The organism is Plantactinospora sp. CA-290183 (assembly GCF_050936375.1).
Classification (GTDB): domain Bacteria; phylum Actinomycetota; class Actinomycetes; order Mycobacteriales; family Micromonosporaceae; genus Plantactinospora.
In genome coordinates this window covers 186,045-202,234 of sequence record NZ_JBNJMX010000002.1, presented here as the reverse complement: position 1 = coordinate 202,234, position 16,190 = coordinate 186,045, and the positions used below count along the sequence as shown (strand labels likewise).

General features: G+C 71.3%; 19 protein-coding genes. 10 read left to right on the top strand and 9 right to left on the bottom strand.

Going from position 1 to position 16,190, the window contains the following annotated elements:
* Window positions 1–54: 54 nt before the first annotated feature.
* Window positions 55–606: a phosphoribosyltransferase family protein gene (locus tag ACQEUR_RS05750; protein WP_433026461.1), complete on the bottom strand. Its 552-nt coding sequence runs from the start codon at window positions 604–606 to the stop codon at window positions 55–57.
* 185 nt (window positions 607–791) lie between these two features.
* Between ACQEUR_RS05750 and ACQEUR_RS05745 the strand changes: the two genes are divergently transcribed.
* From ACQEUR_RS05745 to ACQEUR_RS05730, 4 genes are all read left to right on the top strand, one after another.
* The gene (locus tag ACQEUR_RS05745; RefSeq protein WP_433026458.1) at window positions 792–1,430 is read left to right on the top strand and encodes a septal ring lytic transglycosylase RlpA family protein; all 639 of its coding nucleotides are present in this window, start codon (window positions 792–794) and stop codon (window positions 1,428–1,430) included.
* 209 nt (window positions 1,431–1,639) lie between these two features.
* A complete protein-coding gene (locus ACQEUR_RS05740; protein ID WP_433026455.1) occupies window positions 1,640–2,794 on the top strand; it encodes a PP2C family protein-serine/threonine phosphatase in 1,155 nt (384 codons plus the stop codon).
* Window positions 2,795–2,907: 113 nt separating this feature from the next.
* Entirely contained in the window at window positions 2,908–4,797 is a 1,890-nt protein-coding gene (locus ACQEUR_RS05735) for an acyl-CoA dehydrogenase (RefSeq protein WP_433026452.1), read from the top strand.
* Window positions 4,798–5,023: 226 nt separating this feature from the next.
* Window positions 5,024–5,293, top strand: coding sequence for a DUF6458 family protein (locus ACQEUR_RS05730; RefSeq protein ID WP_433026449.1), 270 nt, complete (start codon window positions 5,024–5,026; stop codon window positions 5,291–5,293).
* A 322-nt stretch (window positions 5,294–5,615) separates the two neighbouring features.
* Here the strand turns inward: ACQEUR_RS05730 and ACQEUR_RS05725 are convergent, their stop codons facing one another.
* Complete coding sequence (locus ACQEUR_RS05725) at window positions 5,616–6,203, bottom strand: SixA phosphatase family protein (RefSeq protein WP_433026446.1); 588 nt, start codon at window positions 6,201–6,203, stop codon at window positions 5,616–5,618.
* 182 nt (window positions 6,204–6,385) lie between these two features.
* On the opposite strand from ACQEUR_RS05725, the gene ACQEUR_RS05720 reads away from it, so the two are divergent.
* Window positions 6,386–6,664 (top strand): DUF6458 family protein, encoded by a 279-nt coding sequence (locus tag ACQEUR_RS05720; RefSeq protein WP_433026443.1) that lies wholly within the window; start codon window positions 6,386–6,388, stop codon window positions 6,662–6,664.
* 99 nt (window positions 6,665–6,763) lie between these two features.
* Here ACQEUR_RS05720 and ACQEUR_RS05715 read toward each other — a convergent pair whose 3' ends face one another.
* The 7 genes from ACQEUR_RS05715 to ACQEUR_RS05685 all read right to left on the bottom strand — a co-directional run bounded on the left by ACQEUR_RS05715 (window position 6,764) and on the right by ACQEUR_RS05685 (window position 13,455).
* The gene (locus ACQEUR_RS05715; RefSeq protein ID WP_433026440.1) at window positions 6,764–7,291 is read right to left on the bottom strand and encodes a hypothetical protein; all 528 of its coding nucleotides are present in this window, start codon (window positions 7,289–7,291) and stop codon (window positions 6,764–6,766) included.
* 103 nt (window positions 7,292–7,394) lie between these two features.
* Window positions 7,395–8,024, bottom strand: coding sequence for a hypothetical protein (locus ACQEUR_RS05710; RefSeq protein ID WP_433026437.1), 630 nt, complete (start codon window positions 8,022–8,024; stop codon window positions 7,395–7,397).
* 201 nt (window positions 8,025–8,225) lie between these two features.
* Window positions 8,226–9,449, bottom strand: coding sequence for an NAD(P)/FAD-dependent oxidoreductase (locus ACQEUR_RS05705; protein ID WP_433026434.1), 1,224 nt, complete (start codon window positions 9,447–9,449; stop codon window positions 8,226–8,228).
* A 275-nt stretch (window positions 9,450–9,724) separates the two neighbouring features.
* Entirely contained in the window at window positions 9,725–10,414 is a 690-nt protein-coding gene (locus ACQEUR_RS05700) for a TRM11 family SAM-dependent methyltransferase (RefSeq protein WP_433026431.1), read from the bottom strand.
* 58 nt (window positions 10,415–10,472) lie between these two features.
* Window positions 10,473–11,150, bottom strand: coding sequence for a PAQR family membrane homeostasis protein TrhA (trhA, locus tag ACQEUR_RS05695; protein ID WP_433026428.1), 678 nt, complete (start codon window positions 11,148–11,150; stop codon window positions 10,473–10,475).
* 73 nt (window positions 11,151–11,223) lie between these two features.
* On the bottom strand, window positions 11,224–13,056 hold the full coding sequence (locus ACQEUR_RS05690; protein ID WP_433026425.1) for an NHL domain-containing thioredoxin family protein: 1,833 nt from the start codon (window positions 13,054–13,056) through the stop codon (window positions 11,224–11,226).
* A gap of 132 nt (window positions 13,057–13,188) precedes the next feature.
* A complete protein-coding gene (locus ACQEUR_RS05685) occupies window positions 13,189–13,455 on the bottom strand; it encodes a flavin reductase (protein WP_433026422.1) in 267 nt (88 codons plus the stop codon).
* Between the two features lie 542 nt (window positions 13,456–13,997).
* Here ACQEUR_RS05685 and ACQEUR_RS05680 point away from each other — a divergent pair.
* The 5 genes from ACQEUR_RS05680 (at window position 13,998) to ACQEUR_RS05660 (ending at window position 16,190) form a co-directional block, all read left to right on the top strand.
* Window positions 13,998–14,777, top strand: a complete 780-nt coding sequence (locus ACQEUR_RS05680) for a helix-turn-helix domain-containing protein (RefSeq protein WP_433026419.1) — start codon at window positions 13,998–14,000, stop codon at window positions 14,775–14,777.
* On the top strand, window positions 14,774–14,965 hold the full coding sequence (locus tag ACQEUR_RS05675; RefSeq protein ID WP_433026416.1) for a DUF397 domain-containing protein: 192 nt from the start codon (window positions 14,774–14,776) through the stop codon (window positions 14,963–14,965). The genes ACQEUR_RS05680 and ACQEUR_RS05675 overlap by 4 nt, the downstream gene beginning before the upstream one ends.
* A gap of 53 nt (window positions 14,966–15,018) precedes the next feature.
* On the top strand, window positions 15,019–15,210 hold the full coding sequence (locus ACQEUR_RS05670; protein ID WP_433027715.1) for a DUF397 domain-containing protein: 192 nt from the start codon (window positions 15,019–15,021) through the stop codon (window positions 15,208–15,210).
* Between the two features lie 181 nt (window positions 15,211–15,391).
* A complete protein-coding gene (locus tag ACQEUR_RS05665) occupies window positions 15,392–15,583 on the top strand; it encodes a DUF397 domain-containing protein (RefSeq protein WP_433026413.1) in 192 nt (63 codons plus the stop codon).
* A gap of 88 nt (window positions 15,584–15,671) precedes the next feature.
* Complete coding sequence (locus ACQEUR_RS05660; RefSeq protein WP_433026410.1) at window positions 15,672–16,190, top strand: hypothetical protein; 519 nt, start codon at window positions 15,672–15,674, stop codon at window positions 16,188–16,190.

The following is a 16,190-nucleotide window of genomic DNA, read 5'->3' as shown; positions in this document are numbered from 1 at the left end:
GTGCGGCCGGCGCCTGTGCTCCGGCTCGGCCCGAGCTGTGCGCCGGCTGTGTACTCAGCCGTCCAGCTCGTCCGCCGTCAACAGGGCGCGCAGCCGCAGTTCGGCGGCCACCTCCGGTGGGCAGTCGGCGACCAGCACCGCGGCGCCGAGCGCCCGCCCGCCGCGCGCGGCGACCACCTCGTAGAGGGCCCGGAGCTGGGCGCCGGTCGCCGCCCAGTCGTCGACCACCAGGGCGCGGTCGCCGGGACCGAGATGCCGGTCGCGTACCCCGAGGGAGAGACTGCGTCCCCGGTAGTCCGGCGCGGTCCGGGCCCAGGTGGTGGGCTCGACGATCCGCCGGTCACCGCTCTCCTTGTACGCCGGCACGAACCCGACCCCGAGCGCGGTCGCGACCAGCGGCCCCAGCAGCAGCCCGGTCACCTCCGGGGCGACCACCACGGTGGGGCGCTCGGTCCGGAACAGGTCGGCGAGCGCCGGCCCGATCCCGGCCAGCAGGTCCGGGTCCCGCCACCAGCCGGAGACGTCGCTGACCAGGTGGGTGCTGCCCTGCCCGGGATCCGTCCAGCGGAACACCTCGACCAGCCGCCTGCTCAGCTCCGTGCGCACGCGGTCCATCTTGCGGCACGGCCGCGCCGACCGGCGTACGGGCACGTCCAGCCCAGGCGGGGTCGGATGATCGGTCACACGTTTCCCCACATAACCGGGCAAACGGCCATGATCACGTTGACTTCCGAAGTGCCTCTCTCGTTACGGTCCGACCCGATCTTCGTTTTCGCAGGTAGGAGGGGTCAGTGGCGGGAAAGCACGCACGGGCGCGGATGTTCGGCTCACGTACCGGCCTGGCGGCCACCGGTGTGGTCACGATGGCGGTGCTCGGCGCGGGCGCGCTGGGCGTGGCCCAGCTCGGTGCGGGGCACGACGACGCCGGTGGCAGCGAGCGGGTCGCCGTGGGTGACCTCGGGCCCACCGGACCGACGAGCGCCCCGGCCACCCCGACCGCGACCCCGGGCACTCCCGAGCCGAGCCGGTCGCCGCAGCGCGCGTCCCGGTCGAGCAGCCGCCCGACCCCGACCGCCGCCCGGTCCAGCGCGACGACCCGGGCCGCCGCGAAGCAGCCGGCGAAGAAGACGGCGTCGCCCCGGGTGGTCGAGACCGGCTCCTGCGGCGCGTCCTACTACGACCAGGGCCAGGTCACCGCCAACGGCGAGGCGTTCGACCCGGACGCGCTGACCGCCGCGCACAAGACCCTGGCCTTCAACACGAGGGTACGGGTGACCAACCCGGACAACGGCAGGTCCGTGGTGGTCCGGATCAACGACCGCGGGCCGTTCGTGGACGGCCGGTGCATCGACCTGTCCCGGGGTGCGTTCGCGGCGATCGCCTCGCTCGACCAGGGCGAACTCAACGTGCGGTACGAGGTCCTCGGCTGACCCCGGCCGCCGGGTCGTCCCGCCCGCCGGGCCGCCCCGGGGCGGCACCCCGTCCCGGGGGCGACATCCGAAGATTGTTCATTCGGCGGGCAACCGCTGGCTGACTGCCGGACGGCCTTCGGCGGAACCGGGACGGTTGGATGCGCCGGGTGGGCAGAACCGGATCGGACGAGGAGCCAACTTCGTACAATCGTGCCCGTCGATCAGGCATGCTGTTCCGCGTACCCATGCAACTTCTGCCGCCGGGCCCCCGCCCGCTGAGCCCTGGTTCCCGCGCCGGTCTCGGCGCGGCCTTTGTGCTGCTCGCCCTCGTGGCCGTGACGGAGCTGGCCAGCCGTCCGGAGGCCGACCGGCCACCCGGTGAACCGCCGGTGGACTACGTCGGCCTGATCCTCGTCGCACCCTTCCTGGCCGCCGCCTTCGCCTCCTGGCGGGTGGTGGTCGCGGTCGGGGTGGTGGCCATGGCGCTGAGCGTGTCGCTGGCGGCGACCGGGCACCTGGTCTCCGAGGTCGCCTCGGTCAACGCCGTCGGCGTCGTGCTCGCCACCACCGTGGCCGCCCTGGTCGCGAGGATCCGGCAGCGTCAGGTCGAGCGGATCGCCGAGCTGACCAAGCTCGCCTCGGTGGCCCAGCAGGCCGTGCTGCGACCGCTCGGGCCGCAGGTGGGGAGCCTGGCCGTGGCCGGGCACTACATCTCGTCCACCGCCTCCGCCGAGATCGGGGGCGACCTGTACGAGGCGATCGACACCCCGTACGGCGTCCGCATGATCATCGGGGACGTCCGGGGCAAGGGGCTGGACGCGGTCCGCCTGGCCAGCATCGTGCTCGGGTCGTACCGGCACGTGGCCTACGAACGGGCCGACCTGCGGGCCATCGTCGCCGACCTCGACCGGGCGGTCGCCCGCAACGTCGGCGACGAGGACTTCGTGACCGCCGCGCTGGTCGAGGAGCGGGGCGGCACCCTGACGATCGTGAACTGCGGCCATCCGGCGCCGCTGCTGCTGCGTCGCGGCCAGGTGATCCCGCTGGAGCCGCCGGCCCCGGCGCCGCCGCTGGGCTTCATGCCGGTGGTACGCCCCCGGGTGGAGCGGCTGGAGCCGGGTGACCGGTTGCTGCTGTTCACCGACGGTCTGGGTGAGGCGCGCCGGGATGGCGAGTTCTTCCCCACCGCCGACCGGGCGTGGCGGCTGCTGGGCCACGGCACGGTGGCCGACGGGCTGGTGTCGCTGGAGGCCGCGCTGGTGGAGTGGGTGCACGGCCGGCTGGACGACGACATCGCGCTGGTGCTGATGGAGTACCTCGGGCCGCGCCCGGTGCGCACCACGGTGGTGCCGAGCTGGGAGGTCGGCGCCTCGGACGGGTGAACGGTTGTGGCGGTCGTCACTCGGGACCGGCGTCCATGACTAGCTACCGGCGAGTAATATGAGCTGTGTTACTGCTGGGTAACACCTGTCCAGACGTCGGGGGGCCTGCTGCCATGACCCACTACCAGAGCAACGTGCGTGATCTCGAGTTCAACCTCTTCGAGGTCTTCGGTGCCGAGCAGGTCTTCGGCACCGGCCCGTACTCCGAAGTGGACACCGAAACCGCCCGGGACGTCCTGGCCGAGGTGGACCGACTGGCCCGCCACGACCTGGCGGCCAGCTACGCGGAGAGCGACCGCAACCCGCCGGTCTTCGACCCGGCCACCCACTCCGCCCCGCTGCCGGAGGCCTTCAAGCGGTCCTACCGGGCGCTCATGGAGTCGGAGTTCTGGCGGATGGACCTCCCGACCGAGCTGGGCGGCACCCTCGCCCCACGGGCGCTCTGGTGGGCCGCCGCCGAACTGGTGCTCGGCTCCAACGCTCCACTCTGGATGTACGCGAGCGGTCCGTCCTTCGCCCACACCCTGCACCGGGAGGGCACCGAGCGGCAGAAGAAGTGGGCCAAGCTCTTCGTCGAAGAGCAGTGGGGCTCCACGATGGTCCTCACCGAACCGGACGCCGGCTCGGACGTCGGCGCCGGGCGCGCCCGGGCGATCCCCCAGCCCGACGGCTCCTGGCACATCGAGGGCGTCAAGCGCTTCATCACCAGCGGCGAGCACGACCTGACCGACAACATCATCCACTACGTCCTCGCCCGGCCGGTCGGCGTCGAGGGCGTCGGCGGGCCGGGCACCAAGGGCCTGTCGCTGTTCGTGGTCCCCAAGTTCCACTTCGACGAGGAGACCGGCGAGCTGGGCGAGCGCAACGGCGTTTACGCCACCAACGTCGAGCACAAGATGGGTCTCAAGGTCTCCAACACCTGCGAGCTGACCTTCGGCGAGCACGGCGTACCGGCCCAGGGGTGGCTGCTCGGCGACGTGCACGACGGCATCCGGCAGATGTTCCTGGTCATCGAGTACGCCCGGATGATGGTCGGCACCAAGGCCATCGCCACCCTCTCCACCGGCTACCTCAACGCCCTGGAGTACGCGAAGAACCGGGTCCAGGGCGCCGACCTGCTGCGTTCCGCCGACAAGCACGCGCCCCGGGTGCGGATCACCCAGCACCCCGACGTACGCCGGTCGCTGATGCTCCAGAAGGCGTACGCCGAGGGCCTGCGCGCCCTGGTCTGCTACACCGCCAGCTGGCAGGACCGGATCATCCTGGCCGACGCGGCCGGTGACGCCGCCACGTCCAAGGTCGCCAAGGGGGTGAACGACTTCCTCCTGCCGCTGGTCAAGGGCGTCGGCTCGGAGCGGGCGTACGAACTGCTCGGCCACGAGTCGCTACAGACCTTCGGCGGCTCCGGCTTCCTCCAGGACTACCCCCTGGAGCAGTACGTCCGGGACGCGAAGATCGACACCCTGTACGAGGGCACCACGGCGATCCAGAGCCTCGACCTCTACTTCCGGAAGATCGTCCGGGACAACGGCAAGAGTCTGACGGTGCTGGCCGGCGAGATCAACGCCTTCGTCGAGTCCGGTGTCGGCTCCGACCCGGTCGCCGGCTCCGCCGACCCGGTGGACGGCCAGCTCAAGGAGGAACGGCTCGCCCTCGGCCGGGCGCTCGGCGAGGTGCAGCGGATGCTGGGCACCATGACCGGCTGGCTCGGCGAGGCGCAGGGCGACGACCCGCGGGCGCTGTACAAGGTGGGACTGAGCAGCCGCCGGTTCCTGCTCGCGATCGGCGACCTGATCGTCGGCTGGCTCCTCCAGCGGCAGGCCGAGGTGGCGCTGCGGGCACTCAGCGGCGAGGTATCCGCCGCCGACAAGTCCTTCTACACCGGCAAGCTGGCCGCAGCCCGGTTCTTCGCCCGCGAGGTGCTGCCGCGGATCGGCGCCGACCGCCGGATCCTGGAGAGCGCCGACCTCGACCTGATGGAACTGGACGAAGACGCCTTCTGAGCTGCTGTGTAAGGAAGGGCCCCTTCTTATCGCTTTTTGTATAGGAAGGGCCCCTTCCTAACCGGCTGGACCAGCCGGACGGCCGGACCGGCCGGACTTCGGGCGGGGTGGAGACGGCGTGACGGCAGCCCGACCGGGTACCCCAGGGGCTGAGGCGGTGCCGCCGTGCAGCTGCCTCATCTGTCGGGCAAGCCCACGACCCATCGCACGAGGGAGTGCAGCGGACATGGGCATCGGTACGGGAATCTTCCTCATCACCCTGGGCGCCATCCTGACCTTCGCGGTCAGGGCGAATGTCTGGTGGCTGGACCTGCGCGCCGTCGGCTGGGTTTTCATCGTGGCCGGTGCCGGCGTCCTGATCACCACGCTCTGGTACTGGCAGGACCGGAAGAAGCGGGCCCGGACCCTGATCGTCGAGGAGAACCGGCTCTCGCATCCGACCGCGATGATGCCGCCGCCACCCGATCCGCCTCCGCCGCCCGCGCCACCGACCTGAGGCGCGCAGACGCGACGCCGGGCGCGACCGACCTGAGAGGCCCGCAGGCGTGACGGTCGGGCGCGACCGACCCTGAGAGGCCCGCGGATGTGACGGCCGGGCGCGACCGACCCTGAGAGGCCCGCGGATGTGACGGCCGGGCGCGACCGACCCTGAGAGGCCCGCGGGCGTGACGGCCGGGCGCGACCGACCTGGAACCGCGCGGGCGTGACGGCACGGGCGCGACCCACCTGAGAGGCTGCGGACGTGACGGCGGCGCGCTACCGGCCTGAGGCGCGTGGACGGGGCTTCCGGGGGCGGGAGCGACGGGTGGTGTCCGTTCTCAGCCCCGGGCGGTGTGCCACTTCACGATCGGTCCGCTCTTGGCCGAGACGTCCGCCCAGTCGCCGTCGATCCGGTGGATGACCATTCCGCTGGTGCGCAGCCCCTCCGGGTCGGCGTGTACCGGATCGAGCAGGGTGGACAGCTCCGAAATGGTCGGATTGTGCCCGATCAGCAGCACGGTCCGCGCGTCCGGGTCCGTGGCGCGGATCAGGTCCAGAAGGTCACCGGGGTGGCCCTGGTAGACGCGCCGGTCGTAGCGGACCTGCGGCACGGCAGCCGGGCTCCCGCCGGTCCCGCCGACGGGCCGGGACGGCGGCGCCCCCATCCCGAGCGCGGCGTCATGCCAGGTCTGCCGGGTCCGTTTCGCCGGCGAGCAGATGACCACCGCCGGCAGGAAACCCCCGTGGGCCAGCCAGGCCCCGGCGGCGGCGGCGTCGGCATGGCCCCGGGCGGTCAGCGGGCGGTCCGCGTCGGCGGCGCTGGTCGGTCGTTCGGCCTTCGCGTGACGGAGCAGCACGAGGGTACGGTGCGACGGGTCCACGGGCCAGCCGGCTCCGGTCGGGCCCGCCCCACTGGTCTCGGTCACGTCAGTCCCTCCTCCGTTGTCCGCACTGTCCCGGGAAGCCGGCGCGTCGGCGGGGACAGTGCGACGTTCCCACCAGCTTGCCTGATTGGGGATTGAAACGCCTGGGTAAGTCGATGTGTGCCGCAACCTCACCAGCAGCAGCCGGCTGACGCAGGTCAGCCGATAGCCAAGGAGGCGACACAGTGGGCATCGGTGGAAGCATCTTCCTGCTTGCCCTGGGTGCGATCTTCGCGTTCGCGGTCAACGTCGAGCTGGGCTGGCTCAACATCCACGTCGTCGGCTGGGTGCTGATGCTCGCCGGCCTGGTCGGCCTCGCCCTGACCCTGCGCTTCTCGCGGACCCGCCGTCGGCGGGTCGTCGCGGAGACCGCCGCACCGACGACGACCCGGGTCGTTCCGGCGCCGCGCGAGCAGGTGGTCGAGGAGTACCACGAGGTTCGTCGTCCCGCACCGCCGGTCTGACCCCGGGAGCGGGTTTCTTCGTTCAGGCGGCGGTGTCCGCACGTGCCGCCCGGGCCGGCTCACGCAGGACCCGGGTGGTGCGGCTTGGGGTTGCCCAGCTCACGGATGGGGGCGTGGGCGGCGGCCGGTCCCGCCGTAGAGATGCACGCGGTGGTCGGCATCGTGGTCCGGCTGGCCGTGCACGAAGCGGTCGTGGGGCACCTGGCCGTAGCTGACGTGCAGCAGCCAATCCTCGTAGTACCAGCTCGGGTCGCTTTCGCAGCCGGTGAACCGGAAGTTGGCCCGGTAGCGGCCAACCTGCCCCGGTGTCAGCGTGAACAGGCGAGTTGACACACCCGGGCGCGGATAGGCCGCCGAACCGGGTAGCCGGTCCACGGTCACCGTGGCCTCGTCACGGCTCAGCCGAAGACCGATGTCGCGGGCCCGCTTGACGCCTCCGGCCAGTACCTCGTCATGGCGTTCGTAGTTGACCGCCTCGTCAGCCAGGACCTCGTGGATCACCACGTCGGTTTCCGGCAGTGACCGGGGCAGGGCCACCGCCTGGTCGAGGCCGCGACGGGCATTCGCGGCCGGCGCACCGCGCGCCGCGGCGGTCCACCGCACACGAACCCGCTGGATGACGATCACACCCCAGCTTCACCCAGCCCGCGTACCACCCGCCAGCCGATATCCGTACCTGCGGCGAGGCGCTCGCCGCCGTCTGCCCCGACTGCCCCGCCGGGGTGGGGTACTACGGTGAGTATTCAACGTGCAGGTGGGTGTACGGCCGGCGTTGGTCGGGGTAGGGCCGGGGTCTACCCATGCCGATCTCGGCGCAGCAGTGCGTCCCCGGTGCGCGGGCACGATGAGCCGGACACTCCTCGGCCAAGGCGCGGACCCGGTCGGCTTCCAGTTCGAACGCCTCGCGGCTGCCGGTGAGCACCAACGTGTCGGCGGCTATGTCCCACCGAAGATGATCGCGGAACTCCTGGTACCGAAACCGCGCGTGGTCGGCGATCGACCGCGACGACCACGCGTGGGTGGATAGGACGATGCTGTGCGGTCTGCCGGTGCCCAGCCGGGAACGGACCTGCTTCCATCGTGACGGCGGGAACGCGAGACGGTGGTGCAGCAGCACCAGGTCGAGCGGGCGTCCCCAGGCATGGTGGGTGGGCAGTTCCGCGCGGCGCAGTGGGAGGTAGACGATCGTCCGCGGCGACCGGGCGGCCAGGCCCCACGCCTGGGCGAACATCACCGCTGTCTCCTTGTCGAGGCAGAACTGGGCTCCGAGACGGCCCTCGTAGAGGCCGGCAAACCTCGGCGCCTTCGCCGGCCGCACGACTCGGTACTGGTGGCATCCGAGCTGGACTGTGCTGACCATCACCGGCCACCTGCGCCCGCCCAACCGTTGACCCCACTCCAGCAGTACCCTTCGACCATTCGCCGTCTCGCCTTTCGCGAGCATTGTCGCCGAACCCGGCACGAGAGGGCGACGGAGTTTCCGAACGGCGTTGAACCGGGCCGTCTGGCCTGGAAGCGCACCGGATCTCGCTGCGGGATTGAGCCGAATGGTGATGTGCGCTCACATGGCGCGGTAGCTGTCCATCATGGCGTCGAGTACCTGCTGTTGGGTGGTGACCGTGTCACCGAAACGGTCCGGACGGAGCAGGCCGAACTCGTTGGCGTCGTCCTGGCGTCCGGTGATGAGTTCGGCGAGGGCTTTGGCGTAGCCGGGTCCGTAGGTGATGCCCGACTCGTTGTCGCCGGCGAGGACGTACCCGCCACTGACGCCCGGGATCGGGCCGACCAGCGCGCGCATGTCAGGGGTGTAGCACGGTGCGCCGTGCTTGACCACGAGCCGTTCTCGGCCTGGCAGCGACGGGATCGCCTCGGCGCCGCGGTCGGCGACTCGAAGGATCTCCAGAACGCCGTCGATCGGTAGCTCGTCCAGCCGGTCGGGCACCGGCGCGTCGACGAAGATGTGGCGTGGGTGCACGTCGTAGGTTCCGCCCCACACCAGGCCGCCGTGATGCCCGCGCACCCACAGCATCGTCCCGCCTCCCGGTTCGTCCGGAACCAGCCCGGAGAAGAACAGCGTCGGCAGCGTCAGCGGCACCTGCCTCGCTCCCGTCGTGATCCTCGACGTCACCTGGGGCACCACGGGGAGGAAGAAGCCCAGCTGACGGCAGAGGTCGCTGCTCCACGCGCCAGCGGCCACCACGACGGCGTCGCAGGCCACGGGACCGTGAGCCGTCTGCACCGCTTCGACCCGGCCGCCGCGAGTGGTGATCTCGGTGACGGGTCGGCGGGTGTCGATGATGCCCCCGGCGGCGCGGACCCGGGCTGCCAGGGCTGCCGCGACCTTCGGAGCATGCACCTGCGCGCCGTCGCGGTCGTGTAGACCACCACGGATCGCGGCTGCCCGGACGATGCCGCCGGTCAGCTCTTCGATCTCCTGCGGGCTGACGACCCGGGTCGATGGGTCCCCGTCGCGCCCGAGGTCTTCCCAAGCGGACTCGCTGGCCGCGACGTACAGCATGGAATTCTCGCGGTAGTCGATATCGACACCGGCCGCATGAAGGCCGGAATAGAACTCCCGGCCGTAGCGATAGGCGGCCGTTTCAGGACCCTGCGGGGTCCAGTTCCCGAGAAATCCACCACCCGCCGCGGTGGTTCCGCCGCCGACGTCATCCCGCTCCAGCAGCCGAACATGGGATACGCCGGCCGCCAGCAGCTGCAACGCCGTCGCGCAACCGAGGATTCCGCCACCGATCACCACGACATCGGATCGATCCACCTTGTTCACCCTCGTTCTTCTCGGGCCTGCTGCGCACACACGATCGCGCGCGCCAATGGGGGTTGGGAATTCGTGATCCGAAATGTCAAACCCGAATTCCCGAACCGACGCTAGCGGACCGGCGGCCGTATTCGCATATTGGAAATCGGCCTATAGAGGGGTGACCTGCGTCACGTAAAGGTGCCGTGTCGAAAGGACCTGCCTGCCGGCCCGTCATCGGCCAGGACGGCCGGAAGTGTCGAGGGCCGGCCTGATCGTCGGCCTGAGACGCGGCCCAGCCGACGTCAGCGGGTATCAGGGGCGCTGGTCGGCTCGCCGGTGCGTTGGAAAACGAGGCAGTAGTCGCCGCTGATTCCATCGGGCTGTTCGTCCCAGCACAGGAACGACTCCTGCCGGAGCGTGAGATGGTGAGCGACGGTGCGCGCGACATCCCAGGCCAGCGGAGTGAGCGTACCCCTTGTTTTGATGTTGGCGACGTTGATGACGGCGTGTCCGCCGGGGCGCAGCAGGACTGCCACCTGCCGGAAGATGTCACCGATTTCGGCCAGGTAGGTCGGGTAGTCGCCGTCCAGCGTCTGGTAGGCGTTGAGCGGGTTCTCCGGATGGTCGGTGGCGGTCATGTACGGCGGGGAGGTGACGCACAGGTCCACCGGTCCGGGCACCAGCGCGGTGAGGTTGCGGGCATCGCCGTTGATCACCTCGGCGTCGCCGGCCAGTCGGCTCCGGATGAGTCGCACCCGCTCCGGCAGCAGTTCGACGCCGATCGCGTGCCGTGCCATGCGTTCGGCCACCAGCAACGTCGTGCCGTAGCCGGCGAAAGGGTCAAGTACCCACTGCCCACGTGTCGTGTACTCGTCGACAACGGTCGCCACCAGAGACTCCGGGAAGCGGACGTCGGGCTCGGCCCCGACCGGTCGCTGGTCCGCCAACTCGGCGATCTTGAGGCGCAGCCAGGGCTTCATGGGTGCCATCATGGGGTGTCCGCCGTCTGGCGCGGCCCTGCCGGCGTGACCCCGGCCCCGCTGGCGGCGGTCAGGCGAAGAGGGCGAAGTAGATCGCGATGTGGTGGCAGATCGCCGCGACCAGTGTGCAGGCGTGGAAGAACTCGTGGTGGCCGAAGACGGTCGGCCACGGATTGGGCCGGCGCAGCGCGTAGCAGATCGCCCCGACGCTGTACGCCGCGCCGCCGGCGACCAGCAGCGTCAGGACGGTCGCCCCGCCCCGGTGCAGGATGTCCGGCAGCACCGCCACGGCGACCCAGCCGAGCGCGAGGTAGAGCGGCGCGGAGACCCAGCGGGGCGCGTGCGGCCAGACCAGCTTGAGCGCCACCCCGGCCACCGCGCCGGACCAGACGATCAGCATCAGGATCGTGGCGCTGCGCGCGGAGAGCAGCAGCAGGCAGAACGGCGTGTACGTGCCGGCGATGAACACGAAGATCATCGAATGGTCCATCCGCCGCATGGTCTGGTAGCCGCGCTCGGACCAGACCCGGCGATGGTAGAGGGCGCTCACGCCGAAGAGCCCGCAGACGGTGACGCTGTAGATGGCGCAACTGATCAGCGGCGTCCAGCCGGGCCGGGTGGCGGCGATCGCGCAGAGCACGATGCCGGCCACGACCGCGACGAAGAAGGCGTACGCGTGCAGCCAGCCGCGCATCCGGGGCTTGCCCAGGTCGGCCGGGCGTCGTCGGAGTGGGGCAGATGTGCTCACCAGGACAGGTTACGACAGCGTAGGTTACTAATGGGTAGTGGAACGCGTCACGTCGCCGTACCTCGGGTGACCCTCAGGCGTCCATGCCCCGCAGGATCAGCGGCAGGCGGTGCGCGCCGTCCACCGTGACCCGGATCGGCACCCCCCAGTCCTGCCGGGTCAGGTGGCAGGCGGCGTGCTCGGCCTCGGCGTCACAGGTGGCGGCCTGGGCGACGACCTGGAGCACTCCGGCGGGCACCCGGTCACTGAGCACCAGCCGCCGGGAGAGTTCGGTGCCGGTACCGGCACCGTCGAGCAGCAGCTCCGGCGGAGACGCCGACACCTCCAGCCGGGTCGACGGGCCGAACGAGTCGTCCAACTTCTGCCCCGGCGGCGGCTCGAAGATCACGTCCAGGGTCAGTTCACCGGCGGCGAGGTCGGTCGGCGGTCGCTCCGTACGGTGTCGGGCGCCGGCCACGGTGCTGGCGCCGGCCGCGGAGAGCGACCCCGGGGCCAGCCGGGTCAGCCGGTGCGCGGCGGACTCCACCACCAGCACCTCCCCGTCGGCGGTGAGCACCAGGTCGCTCGGCTCGGCCAGCCCGCCGGCCACGGTCGAGACCAGCCCGGTCGCCGGGTCGAACCGGCGGATCGCGCCGTTGTAGGTGTCGGCCACCAGCACCGAGGAGTCCGGCAGCGCGCAGACCCCCAGCGGGTGCTGCAACAGCGCCTGCCCGGCCGGCCCGTCCACGTGCCCGAAGTCGAACAGCCCCTGCCCGACGGCGGTGTGCAGCGCCCCGTCCTCGACGTACCGCAGGGCGCTGGTCTCGCTGTCGGCGAGCCAGAGCCGCCGGCCGTCGGCGGAGACCGAGAGCCCGGAGGGCTGGGCCAGCCAGACGTCCGGCAGCGGGCCGTCGCGCAGCGCCTCGACCGTGGTGCCGGCGTAGATCCCGGCGGTCCGCTTCACCGGGTCGAACCACCAGAGCTGGTGGATCCCGGCCATCGCGATGATCACCTTGTCGTCGTACCAGGCGAGGTCCCAGGGGGAGGAGAGGTCGATCGAGAGCGCGTCGTGGGCATGGTCGTCGACGGTCGAGCGCCACTGCCGGCCCGTACCGGCGACGGTGGTCACCTCGCCGGTCGCCAGCCGTACCCCTCGAAGCAGGTGGTTGACGGTGTCCGCGACCACCAGGTCGTAGCCGGCGATCTCGGCGGTGTGCTCGGGCAGCCGGCACAGGCCCTGCGGCTCGGCGAACCGCGCCACCTCGCCCGGCCCGTCGGTGCGGCCGCGTTCGCCCGCCCCGATCCGCCGCAGCACCGTCTCGGCGTCGGGCGCCAGCTCGACCAGGGAGTGCCGGGCCGAGTCGGAGACCAGCAGGTTGCCGCCGTCGAGCGCCAGTGCCTTGCCGGGGAAGCGCAGCGTGGTCGCCGGTTCGGCGGGCGGGACGTACGGCCCCTCGCCCCGGTGCAGGGTGCCCTTGGCCTCGTGCGTGGCGATCAGCTCGTCCAGCAGCCGGGACAGCCCCTCGGCGTGCCCCTCCCCGGCCATGGTGGCGACCACGTACCCCTCGGGGTCGATCACGCAGAGCGTCGGCCAGGCCCGGGCGGCGTACTGCTCCCAGGTGGCCATCTCCACGTCGTCCAGCACCGGGTGCGCCACGCCGTACCGCTCGACGGCGGCGGCCAGGGCGTCCGGGTCCCGCTCGTGCTCGAACTTCGGCGAGTGCACCCCGATCACCACGAGGACGTCGCCGTACTTCTCCTCCAGCGGGCGCAGCTCGTCCAGCACGTGCAGGCAGTTGATGCAGCAGAACGTCCAGAAGTCGAGGATCGCGATGCGTCCCCGCAGGTCGGCCAGGGTCAGGTCCCGGCCGCCGGTGTTCAACCAGCCCCGTCCCCGGAACTCCGGGGCCCGCACTCGTGCGCTCATGGCCCCATAGTGCAGGACGCGCGGGGGAACCGCCGGGCCGACCCGTGCGGCTGTCCGCTCCGGCACAGCCGCCCGCCCCCGGCCGGGCCGCCCCGCGCCGGCCCGGCACGGGACGACCCAGGGGCGGGGGAGTCAGGGGCGGCGGGGCGGGGTGCGCGGCACCCAATAGACGATCCGGGCGGCCAGGTGCCCCGGGTCCAGGTCGGGCCGGTCCTGGAGGGCCCGCGTGAGCTGTGCCGCGAGGTAGATCCGCAGGCCGATCCGGTCCTTCCGGTACGCGTGCAGCAGGTTTAGCCGGGCGGGCGAACAGGGCCACGGGGCGCCACACACGCAGCACCGGAACGACGGGCGCGCGGGTACGTGCGGGCGGCGGCGCGCGTGCGGGAGGTGCCGGGTCACGGCCATCCCGCCGGGCCGGGGCGCCGGGGCTCGTTCCCGGGCCCGGTCACCGAGGTCGTCCGGCCGGGGCGGGCCGCTCGGCGTGCCGGGCGCGGTACTCCTGCGCCGGGGTCAACCGCTCGGGTCGACCGTTGCTCAGGTGGACCGCGGTCGGCCGGTCCCAGGCGGGCCGGGTGTTTCTGACCCGTCCTCGGGCCGGCGGGGACGGCAGGGCCGATGGTGTGGGTGGCGCGGGCGGTGCGATGGGCCGGTGCGGGCGCGTGCACCGGCGACGCCAGCGGTACCCGCAGGCACAGAACAACCAGAGGAAATACCACACCCCTCGGTGTTTCCTGATCATCATTTGTTCCTCCTCTCCGAAATCGACGCGGGGCCGCTCCGTTTGCCGCCGGAGCGGCCCCGCGCAGTTCCGTCCCGCGTCATTGCCCGCTGAACGGTTCCGCTTGTTCCACCCTGGACGGTGGCCACAAAGCAGCGGAAGATAGAGCGACGGCACTAAAAGCCGATACCTCGGCTGAAATCGCTTATACGGAGGTGACTAGGTGAGCGGTCTTCCGATGATCCTGAAGCGTCTTCGCGCGGAACGTGGTGTGACCCAGGATCAGGTCGGGGAGTCGATCCAGGTCAGTGGCTCGTTGATCGCGGCCTTCGAGACCAGCCGGCTGGTCCCGCAGCCCGACACGGCCGAGCGGCTGGATGCCTTCTTCGGCAGCGGGGATCAGATCCAGGCGTCGTCCGCCGAAGCTCGAAAGCAGGGCCGCCCTACAGCCCCGTGGTTCCGGCCGTGGCGGCAAATAGAGGAGTCCGCCTCCACGCTCCGATACTTCGACGTGAGCCTGATCCCCGGGCTACTGCAAACGGAGGCCTACGCCCGATCGGTACTCGACAGTGGACTGCGGTGCGCCCAGGAAATCGAGGAGCAGTTGGCCATCCGGATGGAGCGGCAGAGCGCCGTCCTTGATCGCGACAATCCGCCGGCCTGTGCCTTCGTCCTGGACGCCGCCGTGCTGCGCTGCGGCATTGCGGAGGTGGCGAAGACCCAGCTGACGCATCTGGTGGAGGCGGGCGAGCGGCCCGGCGTATACGTTCAGGTCATTCCGGATACGGCCGGGATACATCCCGGACGGTCCGGCGCGTTCGCGCTTGCCACGCTCGACACCGGTGGGATGGCCGGCTACCTCGAAGACTTCTTCGAGGGGCGGGTGCTCGCCGAGCCCGCCCGGGTGACCGGACTCGACCGGACATGGCAGTCTGTGAGCGCGGTCGCGTTGCCCTGCGACCAGTCGCGAGACCTGATCCTGAAGATGGTGGATGAGCTGTGACGATCGATAACCCGCGCTGGCGGACGTCGAGCCGGAGCAACCAGTCCGGCGGCAACTGTGTCGAGGTGGCGGACAACCTGTCGGACCGGGTACTGGTCCGGGACAGCAAGGATCGGCAGGGTTCGGTGCTGGCCTTCGGCCCGGACGCGTGGCGCGCGTTCGTTGCCGAGGCCGCCGACCGGCCGTAGCGGCGGAGTGACCAGACACGAGACCTGATCCTGAAGTTGGTGGAGAGACTGTGATCGGCACCGATACTCCACGTTGGCGCACGGCGGCCCGCAGCAACGCAAACGGCGGCGCATGCGTCGAGGTGGCGGACAACCTGCCCGGCCGGGTGCTGGTCCGGGACAGCAAGGACCGGCAGGGGCCGGCGCTGGCCTTCGGCCCGGACGCGTGGCGTGCGTTCGTCGCCGAGGTCGCCCTCCGGCCATAGGGCTGGCCAGAGATGCGACGGAGCCTCCGCCGCCCCGGATCAACCGGGCGTTGGGGCGCTGCGTCGTCAACCGGCTGTGACCGCCCTTGCGCCACTTCGGATAGCTGAGCGATGGCGTGGAAGCCGGTAACCGAGTCCCGCACCAGTCGCGAGACCTGATCGTGAAGTTGGTGGATGAGCTGTGACGATCGATAACCCGCGCTGGCGGACGTCGAGCCGGAGCAACCAGTCCGGCGGCGACTGTGTCGAGGTGGCCGGCAATCTGCCCGGCCGGGTGCTGGTCCGGGACAGCAAGGACCGGCAGGGTTCGGTGCTGGCCTTCGGCCCGGACGCGTGGCGTGCGTTCGTCGCCGAGGTCGCCCCCCGGCCGTAGCTGCCGAGGCGCCTGCGGTAGGGCGCTCGCGCATCCCCCGCTCGCGGCATGGGGACCGGTCCCGGGTGGCGGTGCCACACTGTCTGGCATGACAGCGGTGATCGATTCGACGGCTGCCCGTACCCCCAGAACGCTCTGCCTGGTCGCCGGCCTGCTGCTGGCGGTCGCGGTCGCCGGTTGCGGCGGGTCCGGCGGCGCGCCCCGGGGCGAGGCGTCCTCCGGCACACCCGGCCTCCCGTCCTCCGGCACGCCCGGTCCCACGCCGAGCGGCGCACCGAGTCCGGACGCGACGCCGGAGGCGGGGTTCCCGGCGGCGGCGAACGGCACGAACGTGCGGTCCTGCTACGACGGGAGCTGCGAGATCCTGGTGACGAAGCGGGTGACGATCCCGCTCGATCCCCGCTTCGGCTTCAAGACCTTCTCGTTCGACCCCGCCGACTCCACCTGGCGGTACACCTATCCCGAGGGCGGGAGCGGGTCGCTGAAATTCCTCGAACCCCCGTATTCCGGAGAGTGGGCCGGGCCGAGCGCCAAGCAGGGCCTCGCCATGCGGGTGGTCGCCACCGAGGGAAGCAGGGCCGTCATCTCGCTGCGTCCGCAGAGCTGA